This window comes from Pseudomonas sp. P4_C4 (assembly GCF_056402055.1).
In genome coordinates, this window is record NZ_JBFUID010000019.1 from 52,494 (window position 1) to 65,170 (window position 12,677).

Sequence of the window (12,677 nt, forward strand, 5' to 3'; positions counted from 1 at the left end):
TGTTGCATTTCGGGGCTTGCCTTGTCACAGCGTTTCAAGGCAGGCTCTGAGGTGTGCATTATTCCCATCACGTGTCAGGTATTTTTTATGTCGTTACGCATCTGCATTCTGGAAACCGACCACCTGCGTCCGGAATTGGTTGACCAATATCAGGGCTACGGGCAGATGTTCAAACACCTGTTTTCGCAGCAGCCGATTGCCGCCGAGTTCACCGTCTACAACGTGGTGCAGGGTGAATACCCAAGCGACGACCTGACGTTCGACGCCTACCTGGTGACGGGCAGCAAGGCCGACTCCTTCGGCACCGACCCGTGGATCGAAACCCTCAAGAAGTATCTGCTGACCCGCTACCAGCGCGGCGACAAGTTGCTGGGCGTCTGCTTCGGTCATCAGTTGCTGGCACTGCTGCTCGGTGGCAAGAGCGAGCGTGCGACCCAAGGCTGGGGCGTCGGCACCCACAACTACAAATTGGCCGCCAAGGCGCCCTGGATGAGTCCGGTGCGCGAAGAACTGACGTTGTTGATCAGTCACCAGGACCAGGTTACGTCACTGCCGGAGAACGCCACTGTCATCGCTTCCAGCGATTTCTGCCCGTATGCCGCCTACCACATCAACGATCAGGTGCTGTGCTTCCAGGGGCATCCGGAGTTCATCCACGACTACTCCCGCGCCTTGTTGGAGATTCGCCAGCAGGCACTGGGTGAGCAGGTCTACTCCAAAGGTATCGCGAGCCTGGAACAGGAACACCACGGCGCCACGGTGGCCGAGTGGATGATGCGGTTTGTGGCGCACAAGCCAGCAGCTGATTGAAACTAAAAGCATCGCGAGCAGGCTCGCTCCTACATTGATCTCTGCAACACCGAAGATCCACTGTGGGAGCGAGCTTGCTCGCGATCGAGTGCGAAGCACTCGCCTTGGATTTAAAGCCACCCCGACTTCTTGAAACTCGCCCACAACCCCAGACAACCCACCGTAATAAACCCCAGCACTCCGAAATACCCGTAGTGCCAGCTCAACTCCGGTATGTTCTGGAAATTCATCCCGTAAATCCCCGCCACCGCCGTCGGGAAAGCCAGAATCGCCGCCCAGGCCGCAAACTTGCGTTGCACCACGCTCTGGCGAGAGGCCTCCAACAGCACCCCGACCTCAATCGTCTGGCTGGCAATATCCGCCAGCGTCGTCAGGTCTTCCATCTGCCGCGTTACATGAATCTGCACATCGCGAAAGTACGGCCGCATGTTCTTGTCGATGAACGGGAAGCTCAGCCTCTGCAATTCCTCTCCTATCTCAATCATCGGGGCCACATAACGACGCAAGCGCAAAACATCACGACGCAGGCCATGTAGCTTCTGGATGTCGTAATCATTCAGCGAGCCACACAACACATTGCGCTCCAGTTCATCGATTTCCCCGTGAATGGCTTCGCCCATCGGCTGGTAGTTCTCGATCACAAAATCGAGGATGGCATAGAGTACAAAATCTTCCCCGTGCTCAAGCAACAGCGGACGCGCCTCACAGCGTTGTCGGACATGGGCGTAGGACGCTGAGTGGCCGTTGCGCGCAGTAATGATGTAGCCATTGCCGGCAAAGATATGTGTCTCGATGAACTCGAGTTTGCCTTCATGGCGGATGGGCGAATACGTCACGATGAACAGTGCATCGCCGAAGGTTTCCAGCTTCGGCCGGCTGTGCTTTTCCAGGGCGTCTTCGATCGCCAGTTCGTGCAGGTTGAACTGGCGTTGCAGATTGTAGAGTTCCTCGGCGTTCGGCTCTTCGAGGCCGATCCAGACAAAGTGTCCGGGCTTGGCAGCCCAGGCTGCGCCTTCGTCGAGGGTGATATTGGTGACTCTCTTACCGGCGCTATAAACCGCTGAAGCAACAACTCTACCCATGATGGTGATTCACTTCTTTTGGCAGCTTTCAAGTGGCAACAAATGCAATGGCAGTGTGGATCAGCTTAGCCTCGCAATGGTTGAGAGTCAGTTAAATCTGGCGAGTTCTGGGGGAAAGACTCGCAGGCAAAAGAAAACCCGCACCAGGCGGGTTTTCTTGTTCAGGCGGCTTGCAGTTGCCGGTCCATCGACTCGATGCATTCACGCATCTGCTCGCGGCACTGGGCGATCAGCAGGGGCATGTCGTCCAGGCTCAATCCGGCGGTGGGGATCGCTGGCAACGAACGAATCAGGATTTTCCCGCTGCGCCAGCGGTTCAATCGCATGTGTTTGACGTAACTGCTGACACACACCGGCACGATCGGCACCCCGGCGGCAATGGCCATCTGGAAGGCGCCTTTCTTGAAGGGCAGCAAGTCCTCACCCAGGTTGCGTGTGCCTTCCGGGAAAACCCAGATCGAGGTGTCTTTGTTTTGCAGGGTGTGGGTAGTGGTCAACATCGAGTTGCGCGCCTTGTGCGCATTGCCGCGGTCGATCAGCACATTGCCGGCCAGCCAGAACAACTGTCCGAACAGCGGCACCCATTTCAGGCTCTTTTTGCCGATGCACACGGTACGGCGGGGCACCACATTGCCAAACACAAACAGGTCGTAGTTGGACTGGTGATTGGCGATGATCACGCAACTGTCCGGTTTATCCATCAACGGCCCGACGTCGGCTTTCACCCGCAAACGCAAAATACACATGGCCGGCCATGCGTACAGGCGTGCGCACAGACGGCTGTTGTCCGGGTTGAATGGCCGGCACAGGCCGAGAATCACGCCCAGCACACCCGCCACGATAAAGTGCAGGCCCATCAATGACATACGAAACAAAAACAGCATCTACAGGCCCACCGGGACAAAAGGTGGCGCAGTGTACGGATGTGCACTGTTTTCGGCAATTACTGCCAGGGAAGTGGGAGATAGCCGATGTTTGTGCTGATGTTTCCGACCAGTCGGTCAGAAGCAGTCTAGAGCGGTTACAGAGGTTTAACACAGACATGTATGAAAAAGCCCGACACGACGGTCGGGCTTTCGTTGTTGCAGATTCGGGTTTAACCCAAATGTTCCTGGTCCTGGATGATTGCGTTGTCCAGAGCCTCCAGCAGTGCTTTGCGCACTTTCAATTTGGTGTTCTTGTGCGCGGTCATGTTGATTTTCTTCAACTGGCGAGCCGCCGCCAGTGCCGCGCCCTGCAGTTCTTCAGGCGAGACCACGACATCAAGGAAACCGGCCGCCACGGCGCCTTGTGGATTGAACATCTCGCCGTTGACCACCGAACGCTGCAGCGCCACTTTGTTCAGGCGGTCACGGGCAATCTCGATACCCGCGTGGTGCATGGTCATGCCGATCTGCACTTCGTTAAGGCCAATGCTGAACGGACCGTCTACGCCGATGCGATAGTCGGCCGACAACAGCAGAAACGCACCCTTGGCCACCGCATGCCCCGGGCACGCGACGATCACCGGGAAGGGATGCGACAGCAGGCGGCGGGCCAGGGTCGAGCCGGAGGTCACCAGTGCCACGGCTTCTTTAGGGCCGGCCGTCATCACCTTCAAGTCATAACCACCGGAGAGAATGCCYGGCTGGCCAGTAATGATCACCACCGCACGATCAGTCACGGCCTGATCCAGCGCAGCGTTGAGCTCGGCAATCACATCCGGGGAAATGGCATTGACCTTGCCATTGCTCAAGGTCAGGGTCGCGATACCGTCTTCGAGATGGTAGGAAATCAACTCACTCATGACGCTATTCCTTTCAATAAAGTTGGGCAGACGTTACCCACCGCCGCAGGCCAGGTAAAGCGCCGTGACTGACCCGCCAGTCACCCTTTGCCTGCCCGCCAGGCCTGACCCGCCGTGCCTGCCGCGCATTCCCCTCTATATAGAAGAGGGCACGAAGCCGGAGATTGGCCGGTTTGCCATGGCCCGGAGTGACGGGAAACGCTGAACCGCGTTAACCGCATGAAAATTCTGAAAAAAATGTTTGCCATCGGAAAAGCTTTCGACTACATTAGCGCGCCTCGACAGACAGAACTTGTTTGAAGAGATACGGTGAAGTGTCCGAGTGGCTTAAGGAGCACGCCTGGAAAGTGTGTATACAGGAAACTGTATCGAGAGTTCGAATCTCTCCTTCACCGCCACATTTAAACGTTAGAGCCCCGATTATTCGGGGCTTTTTCGTTTCTGCGGTTCTGAAAAATTCAGCCCATGCTTTGGCCCATACCCTGGACGGCTCAGTGCTTTGCGACCAAAGGCTGATTTTTCGACAGTTTCCAAGCGGTGCGCATCATTCGACGCATTGTATTTCAGTGATGATCCCCGCATCGCGAAAGCCCAAGGCATGGCCCTCTGCACGACTGGCTGATTCCAACACCAGGTGCATGAGGCTGCCTTCGATGATCTTGAGAGTGGAGTATCCGGCGGATCACCGGTCGCGGTCCGCGAGAATGCTTACTCTGGCATTGTCCAGGACTGTAGCTTGTAGCCTTCCTGGCTCAACTCGGCGCGCACCTCTTCCAGCAGAATTTCCAGCTGTGCCGGGTCGGAATAGGTACTGGTTGGAATCTGTTTGCGACAAATACGAGTGTTGGCCCGGTCGATGATGCTCAGGCTCAGTTCGCCATTACCGCCTTGCGCGGCCCAGGCGACGCATTGAAAAGGTTCGAATGCGTGGCCCGCAATCAAAAGTGCTTCGTTGATGCGCAACGCGGTGCTCATGGGGCCTCTCTCCTTGTACCGAAACAAATGATCCGCAGTTGACCTGCTGCATGCAGTCATGCAGCAGGGCATTTCAGTCTTTCATTGCTTTACATAACTGCCTGGCGCCGGCTCCAGAGGCGGGAATTTGTCATTCCCTATGTGCGCAACCGCTGGTTGGCGCTCGCCGGAGTGTCCCGCCAGCCAGTTGAACCAATCATTCCACCAGCTACCGGGTTGCTGCTCAGCATTCTTGAACCAGGTTTCCGGGTTTTTCGAGACCCGATTATTGGTCCAGTAATGGCGCTTCTGCTTGGCCGGTGGATTGATGACGCCGGCGATATGCCCTGAAGCTCCTAATACAAAACGCTTGGCCCCGGAGAGCAGGTTGGTGCTGGCGTAGGCGCTTTTCCAAGGCACGATGTGATCGTCATGGGTGGCGAGGATGTAAGCGGGAGCGTCAATTGCACGCAAATCAAGCTTGACCCCACAGCACTCCAGCTCGCCTGATTTCAAATCGTTCTGCAGATAGGTGTGGCGCAGRTACCAGCAGTACATCGGCCCCGGAAGGTTGGTGCTGTCGTTGTTCCAGTACAGCAGATCAAGCGGGATCGGCTTCTGCCCCTTGAGGTATTTGTCGACGTTGTAGTTCCACCACAGCTCGTTGGGGCGCAGTAGGGAAAAGGTATTGCCCATGTCCTCACCACGAAACAGACCGATGGGACCATTCATGCCGCCGATGGTGCGCTCTCGATAGGCCACCAGTTCTTCGTCGACGAATATGTCGATGGGACCGGTATCCAGGTAGTCAAGGAACGTGGTGAACAGGCTCACGCTGGCGATCTCCCTGTCGCCGCGTGCAGCAAGTACTGCCAGCGCCGTGCTCAGCAGGGTGCCGCCGATGCAGAAGCCCACGCAATTGAGTCGCTGCTCGCCACTGATGTCGCGGGCCACCTGCAAGGCGTCGATTACCCCGTGCTCAATCAGGTCATCCCAGGTGGTACCAGCGTGTTCCTCGTCAAAGTTGCGCCAGGACATCAGGAATACGGGATGTCCCTGTTCCAGCAGGTGGCGGACCATCGAGTTGTCCGGGCGCAGATCAAGGATGTAGTACTTGTTGATCGACGGAGGTACGACGAATACCGGGTGTCGGTACTGGGTTTCGCTTTGCGGGTAGTACTGAATCAGCTGGAATAGGTGATTCTCGAAGACGATTTCGCCGGGGGTGTTCGCCAGATCGACGCCAACCTTGAAGGCGTCGCTATCACACTGGCGCATTTTGCCTTCGTTCATGTCGCTGGCCAGATGCTGCATACCTGTGAGCAGGCTGGCACCTTGAGTCTCAACCACACGCTGGAGCGCATCAGGGTTACTGACCAGGAAATTGCTTGGCGCACTGGCGGCAATGGCTTGCTCCACCAGATAGCGCAGGCGTTGGCGCGGTTTTTTTTCGTCGATCAGCAGCTTGTCCAGCAGTTTCAGGAGAAAGCTTGCGTTGAGCAGGTAAAACGCAGCGAGGGAGCCGAACAGTGGCTCGCTCCAGTTGCCGCTGGAGAAGCGTCGATCATCGAAGCTGAAGGGTTGGCCGGTCAGCAGTTTTTGGCCGAGTTGGCCCCATTGAACCTGGTAGTCCGCTTGAAGGCTGTCCAGGGTTTCGCGAGGCAGCTCGAACCAGGCGCCGTGCTCATGCCCGGAAAACCACGGATTAGTGCTGACCCATAGGCGTAATTGTTGCACTGCAAAGGAAGCGATGAACGGAACCTGGCCTGACCAATAGGTTTTGAATGTATGTGCGTTGTTGTCCATAAAGTTCCTTGCCCATACAGATGAGCCGGGCAGAAAAAAGCCGCGCTTTGCCGGACTCCGACATAGCGACGGCAGGAATGCGGGCAGCGTTGACTGACGCCAACCTGATGCGCGGAACAAGGGTCCCAAGTCCGCGCATGGGCTACTCAGATGCCGTTGGTTAGCGCTCGATAGCCAGGCCGACGCCTTGTCCGCCGCCGATGCACAAAGTGGCCAGCCCCTTCTTGCCGTCGCGACGGATCAGTTCGTGCACCAGCGACACCAGAATCCGTGCCCCCGACGCGCCGATCGGATGGCCAAGGGCGATAGCGCCGCCGTTGACGTTGACTTTGCTGGTGTCCCAACCCAACTCTTTGCCAACCGCCAGCGCCTGGGCGGCGAAGGCTTCGTTGGCTTCGATCAGGTCCAGGTCCTCGACACTCCAGCCGGCCTTTTGCAGGGTCAGGCGTGTAGCCGGGACTGGGCCGATGCCCATGATCGACGGGTCCACACCGGCGCTGGCATAGGCTTTGATCCGTGCCAGTACCGGAAGGCCGAGCGCTTGTGCTTTAGCGGCGCTGGCCAGCAACAGCACGGCCGCACCATCGTTGAGGGTCGAAGCGTTGCCGGCGGTCACGCTGCCGTCTTTCTGGAATGCCGGTTTGAGTTTCGCCAACGCTTGCGCAGTGCTGTCGATACGCGGCTGTTCGTCGGTGTCGAAGACCAGCGGTTCGCCCTTGCGCTGAGGAATCAGGATCGGGGTGATTTCGCTCTGGAAACGCCCTCCCTCAATGGCTGCGGCGGCTTTCTGTTGCGAGGCGGCAGCGAAGGTATCCTGTGCTTCACGAGAGATCTCGTACTTCTGCGCCAGATTCTCAGCGGTGATACCCATGTGATAGTCGTTGAAGGCGTCCCACAGGCCATCCTGGATCATGCTGTCTTGCAGTTGCGCATGGCCCATACGCAGGCCGGTGCGTGCCTTGGGCAGAACATAGGGGGCCAGACTCATATTTTCCTGGCCGCCAGCGATGACCAGTTCCGCGTCGCCGCAACGGATTGCCTGGACGGCGAGATGGACCGCCTTGAGACCGGAGCCGCAGACCTTGTTCAGGGTCAGGGCAGGCGTGGTGTGTGGCAAACCAGCCTTGATCGCTGTCTGGCGTGCCGGGTTTTGCCCAGCGCCGGCAGTGAGTACCTGGCCGAGTATCACTTCATCAATTTGAGCAGCATCGATACCGGTCTGCTCAAGCAGGCGGCGAATCACTGCGGCACCCAGTTCGGTCGCGGGAATTGCAGACAGAGCACCCTGGAAGCTGCCAATGGCGGTACGAGTAGCGGCAACGATTACGACTTCGTTCATGCGTGACCTCATCGAAAAGACAAAATTCGTCGAACAAACCAGGGCATTCCTGCCCTGATCGGGGTTACTGCATGTTCATGCCGCCGTTTACCGAGAAATCGGCACCGGTGCTGTAGGCGGACTCATCGGAAGCCAGCCAGGCTACGATTGAGGCGATCTCTTCGGGTTGGCCAAGGCGACCAACCGGAGTTGCTGCGATCATGCCTTCGAGAATGTCCGGACGAATTGCCGCAGTCATGGAGGTCTGGATGTAGCCTGGGGATACGGTATTGACGGTCACGCCCTTGCCGGAGACTTCCCGGGCCAGTGCCATGGTGAAACCATGGATGCCAGCCTTGGCGGCGGAGTAGTTGGTCTGACCGAACTGGCCACGCTGACCGTTGATCGAGGAGATATTGATGATCCGCCCCCACCCGTTGGCCAGCATGCCTTCAATGACCTGCTTGGTGGTGTTGAACATGCCCGTCAGGTTGGTCCCGATCACGCTGTTCCAGTCTTCCGGGGTGAGCTTGCGAAAAGAGGCGTCGCGAGTGATGCCGGCGTTGTTGACCAGCACATCGATCGGGCCGAATTGTTCACGAGCCATCTCGAAAGACTTGCGGGTCGTCTCCCAATCGGTGACGTCGCCATAGATGCACTCAAACTGATAACCCGCCGCCAGCTGACTGGCAATCCAGTCGTCCTTGCGGCTGGAATCAGAGCTGCAGCCGACGATTACCTTGAATCCTTCCTTGTACAGACGCTGGCAAATTGCCGTACCAATGCCGCCCATACCACCCGTTACCACAGCAATACGACTACGCGACTCCATATTTCTACTTCCTTTTTTTTTGCGCTGCAGGAGAGATGATTGTTCGATATCGACGGGCCGTGCGGAAGTGTTTGAAGGTGACGTTTTCATGTCCATTGGTGCCACGCGGGGAGGTGCTCGCTGGCAAAAAGTGAGGAGTACCTATACTGGGGTCAATGTTTGAAACTGAATGGATGGTTAATATTCCTGCAACGTAGTTGAAATATGTTCAACGCATGTCAGTATCGGCTCCGGACAGGACGTTCGGTTCCATTGGTCACTGAGGACGCCATGTATAGAATGAGTTCAGGTTATGCCAGCATGCTGGCAAATACGTTTTTGGCCCAAGGACTGGACCTTGCCGGTCTGTGCCAAGAGGCGGGACTGGATGTCGAGTTCGTGAATAAACCAGGAGCATTCTGCGAGCGAAGCGTTATCTATCGTCTTTGGGACCTGGCTGCTCAGGCTTCGGATGATCTGAATATCGGTTTGAAAGCCTACGGGGAATTCCATCCCAGCAGTTTTCAGATCGTGGGCTACACGATGATGTCCAGTTCGAATCTGAAAAGGGCGCTTGAACGTCTGGTTCGTTTCAGCCCGCTGATTGGCACCGGACTAAGCCTTTTCTTTGTCCCGGAGCAGCAGCATTACCGACTGGCCAGCCTCGAGCATCAACAACCTGGCTCGGTCAAACCCCGGCAATATACGGATGCAGGCTTGGCGTCGCTGCTGGGTTTCTGCCGTTGGCTGGCGGGTGGCAAGTCGCTGCAACCGTTGAGTGTGGAGTTCACTTATCCCGAACCTGAAGATACCTCCGAGCATCGACGGTTGTTTGGCTGTCCGCTGCGTTTCGGGGCGGCTTATGACAGCATCTTGTTCGATGGCCAGGAGCTTCTGAGTCCTTTGAGTATGGCCAACGAGGCGTTGGCCATACTCCATGACAGTTTTGCCGAGGCTCAATTGGACCTGTTGTCCGGCTACTCTATTGTTGGCAGGGTTCGCGCGCTGATTAACGAGCGCTTGAGCCAGGGGCAAGGCCAATGTGATATGGAATCGATTGCTGCGGCACTGAGCATCAGCAAGCGAACGCTCCAACGAGGCCTTGAGAAGGACGGCACACAATTCAAGGATGTCCTGAACGATGTGCGCCGGCAGTTGGCCGACTTCTATTTGCGCCATTCTCATTTCAACATGAAGCATGTGACTTACCTGCTCGGCTTTCATGATCACAGCAGCTTCCATAAGGCATGCACCCGCTGGTTCGGTATGACCCCCGGTCAGTATCGAACCGACGAGTCGTTGCTTATGCTCGAGGAACTCGCGCCGGTTAGACTCATGAACCCCGTCGGTTTGCGCAGAGATCAAAAGATCGCAGGCTTCGCCAAACGGATGCACCGCTAGTCCCTTGTGAAGGCGCATTGAGGCGTTCATTGAGACTTTGGACCTTTTGTCCTTTTGCTCGCTTTGCGTTTTGGGGCTTTAGCTACGATGACGGGGGCGGGCGCCGGTGTGATCTCCGACGGCAGCACTGCCACAAACGGGGATGGCTCCAGAGGGGGCGCCTGCTGAATGACATCTGTTTCACTGGGCGGTTGGGTCAGGCTGAAGCCCGGCAGGGGGACTTCGAGTAGCGCGTGCAGTTCACGCCAGAATTCCCGTTCAGCTCCAGTAATTGTCAGCAGTTCGGGCATCAATTGCCCAACGGCTGCGAGGACCTGTTGGCGTGCCTTGGTGTCCGGGAGTAGCAAGGGCAGGCTGCGTAAGCTTTCTTGTGGGTGGGCAAAAACCAGCAGGTTCTGCAACCGGATGGCTTCGCGCAGGGCAGCAGGCTCATTGCTGTAGTCCTGGACCAGCAGATGCACCTGCTGGATCAGTTTTTCAATGCTTTCCTTGCCCGCCTTGTCGCTGTCGCGGCCCAGCAAAAACAGAATCCGCACCAACGCTTCCAGCGGGCCCCCATGGGGCAGTGCATCCTGCAGGCGTTCGATCAGGGCTTGGTCTTGCTGATCAGCATGTGCCTGGAGATTTCGCACAGGCTTGTTGCTGGTGAGGACACTCAGTGCGCCGTAAATGCCATAGAAACACAGCTCCTGGGTGGCATCGCGGATATCGCGATAAGCATTCAGGGCGTCTTGCGTCTGGTTGGAGAACAGCTCCTGCCAGGCCAGCAACGGGTTATCTTTGCGTGCAGGACGACGATCACTGCTGACTTGGGAGGCGGTCCCGGCCAACCACCACAGCGCCGGGTTCAGGCTGCTCCATAGCACTTGCTGTTGGTGGAAGGGATGCGTCCTGCGCATCAGTTCGGCAACCGGCTCGTTGACTATCTGACGTAGCCACGGGCGTATGAACCCGTCGTAAAGCGTGCTGTTGATTTCAGACGCACGCTCCACCAGAGAGAATTCGCGATCGTCATCACGAGTCGGCTCGACGTCATCATGGATATCGGCGATTCGCCTTGATTCGAAACGCACTCGGTATTGCACGTCACCGCTGCCTGAGGCGGCCGGCAGATCGTCGATCAGCATTTCATATAGCCCTGCCGGCAGCGCATTGATGGCTTCCACCGCACCGAGCAACCCACGGTGTTCACGTTGCGCCACCTTGCCGGAAACAAAAATGCCCAAATGGCCGATGCTGGCGTGCCGCAGGTAGACGATGGTACGTCCTGCGTCATGCAAAGCGAGATCGCTGGGATAGACATCGGCGATCCAGTTCAATGCCTGCTGTGGAGGGGTGATGTTGTCTCCGTAGGAGCAGAACACCACCACCGGTACTTCGATCCGTTTCAGGTCAATGCCGGAGCTCTTGCGGCCGAGACCGCCGGACAACTGGTTGCCGATGAAAAGGTCATCGACAATCATCTCGATTTCTTCGCCATTGAGCAGGGTCGGGCTGCCCCACCAGCGTTCGAAGTCGAGGAAGCGTGCAGCCTCGCTGTCGACCTGGCTGAACAACTGGTAGTACTTGCCCCAATAGGTGTTGGCCGGGTCCAGGTTTTCGAAATTGCTGACCAGCCAGGTACCGTCGAAACGGCCATTGCCCAAGTCGCTGCCCAGGCGAGCCATCCAGCCGCCACCCAGCAGGCCACCGGTATAGCGCATCGGATTGCGTCCATTGACACCGGCCCAGTACGACAAGGGGGCACCATTGATAATGATCAACCCTGGCAGTTCCGGCCGTGTTGCCGCCAATCCCATCAAGGCCCAACCGGCCTGGCAGTTGCCGATGATGATCGGCTTGCTGTTGGCCGGGTGAAGGGCACTGACGACTTCGATGAACCGGGCCTGGGCTTCGACAATATCGGCCAGGGTTTGCCCAGGCTGTGGCGAGTGACTGAAAGAAATGAAATAGGTGGGGTGGCCGGCTCTGAGGCTTTCGCCTAATACCGAATCCTGTTTGAAACCGCCGATTCCCGAGCCGTGGCCGCCGCGTGGGTCAATGATGATCACCGGCTGGCCGTTGCTGTCGATTTTTTGCTCTGGCCCGGGGAGGATTTGCAGCAGTGAATAGTTGACCGGGCGCGGGAGATCGGCGCCTGCGATCAGGGTTTCATGATCGAACTTGAGCAGCAGCGGATACCCGGCGCGTTCATGGGCCAGTGTATTGTCGCCGCGCTGGCGCAGGGTGTCCCAGAACAGCAGGCTGCGTTGAGCGAGGTCGGTGAAGTATTCCTGCCAGTCAGCGGGCGTGGGTTGTCTGAGTTGGCCCCGCTTCAGAGGCATGAGGGTTTTTTCCTGGCGCTGGCGCAAAGCATCAAGGACGTTCAGGGTATTGAGGCGCTGCAGATGACTCAGGTGTTCGAACAGACCGCGTTGAGAGGAGAGTCTGTCATATTGCGATGCAATAATATCTTCCTGGCCCATGGTGATCTCCTGGCTTTATGCATGAGAAGCAGCTCGCCTGCATCTCATCATTAAAGAGAGCTTGGCTGGCCGTTCGCCTTTCAGGAGTCTATAGCGAATAGTGGCGGGAGGTGAAAGATTATTGTGCGGTGCACAAAAAAACATTGCCAAACGAATTTGTGCACTGCAATATCAAGGCTAACGCGATGATCGGCAGGATCGCTATCGCGTCCTCAGGCTCATGTCGGCCTTTCAGAATCAGGAG

General features: G+C 57.2%; 10 protein-coding genes and 1 tRNA gene. 3 read left to right on the forward strand and 8 right to left on the reverse strand.

Features of this window, described 5'->3' with window-relative positions:
• Positions 1–87 precede the first annotated feature (87 nt).
• Complete coding sequence (locus AC1DXW_RS12270; RefSeq protein WP_477752568.1) at positions 88–810, forward strand: amidotransferase; 723 nt, start codon at positions 88–90, stop codon at positions 808–810.
• A 110-nt stretch (positions 811–920) separates the two neighbouring features.
• Here AC1DXW_RS12270 and AC1DXW_RS12275 read toward each other — a convergent pair whose 3' ends face one another.
• The 3 genes from AC1DXW_RS12275 to AC1DXW_RS12285 form a co-directional block, all read right to left on the reverse strand.
• Complete coding sequence (locus AC1DXW_RS12275) at positions 921–1,892, reverse strand: magnesium and cobalt transport protein CorA (protein ID WP_218431334.1); 972 nt, start codon at positions 1,890–1,892, stop codon at positions 921–923.
• Positions 1,893–2,053: 161 nt separating this feature from the next.
• On the reverse strand, positions 2,054–2,776 hold the full coding sequence (locus tag AC1DXW_RS12280; RefSeq protein WP_477752569.1) for a lysophospholipid acyltransferase family protein: 723 nt from the start codon (positions 2,774–2,776) through the stop codon (positions 2,054–2,056).
• A 212-nt stretch (positions 2,777–2,988) separates the two neighbouring features.
• Entirely contained in the window at positions 2,989–3,678 is a 690-nt protein-coding gene (locus tag AC1DXW_RS12285) for a crotonase/enoyl-CoA hydratase family protein (RefSeq protein WP_477752570.1), read from the reverse strand.
• A 308-nt stretch (positions 3,679–3,986) separates the two neighbouring features.
• Between AC1DXW_RS12285 and AC1DXW_RS12290 the strand changes: the two genes are divergently transcribed.
• Positions 3,987–4,076 (forward strand) — tRNA-Ser (locus AC1DXW_RS12290).
• Between the two features lie 310 nt (positions 4,077–4,386).
• Here AC1DXW_RS12290 and AC1DXW_RS12295 read toward each other — a convergent pair.
• From AC1DXW_RS12295 to phbB, 4 genes are all read right to left on the reverse strand, one after another.
• Positions 4,387–4,653, reverse strand: a complete 267-nt coding sequence (locus AC1DXW_RS12295; RefSeq protein ID WP_477752571.1) for a hypothetical protein — start codon at positions 4,651–4,653, stop codon at positions 4,387–4,389.
• A gap of 81 nt (positions 4,654–4,734) precedes the next feature.
• Positions 4,735–6,438 carry a class I poly(R)-hydroxyalkanoic acid synthase gene (phaC, locus tag AC1DXW_RS12300; protein ID WP_477752572.1) on the reverse strand — a complete coding sequence of 568 codons (1,704 nt, stop codon included), beginning with the start codon at positions 6,436–6,438 and terminating at the stop codon, positions 4,735–4,737.
• Positions 6,439–6,598: 160 nt separating this feature from the next.
• A complete protein-coding gene (locus AC1DXW_RS12305) occupies positions 6,599–7,777 on the reverse strand; it encodes an acetyl-CoA C-acetyltransferase (protein ID WP_477752573.1) in 1,179 nt (392 codons plus the stop codon).
• A gap of 64 nt (positions 7,778–7,841) precedes the next feature.
• Entirely contained in the window at positions 7,842–8,588 is a 747-nt protein-coding gene (gene phbB / locus AC1DXW_RS12310; protein WP_477752574.1) for an acetoacetyl-CoA reductase, read from the reverse strand.
• 270 nt (positions 8,589–8,858) lie between these two features.
• On the opposite strand from phbB, the gene AC1DXW_RS12315 reads away from it, so the two are divergent.
• A complete protein-coding gene (locus AC1DXW_RS12315; RefSeq protein ID WP_477752575.1) occupies positions 8,859–9,968 on the forward strand; it encodes an AraC family transcriptional regulator in 1,110 nt (369 codons plus the stop codon).
• Between the two features lie 26 nt (positions 9,969–9,994).
• On the opposite strand, the gene AC1DXW_RS12320 is transcribed toward AC1DXW_RS12315, so the two are convergent.
• Positions 9,995–12,433, reverse strand: coding sequence for a DUF3141 domain-containing protein (locus AC1DXW_RS12320; protein WP_477752576.1), 2,439 nt, complete (start codon positions 12,431–12,433; stop codon positions 9,995–9,997).
• Positions 12,434–12,677: the final 244 nt, after the last annotated feature.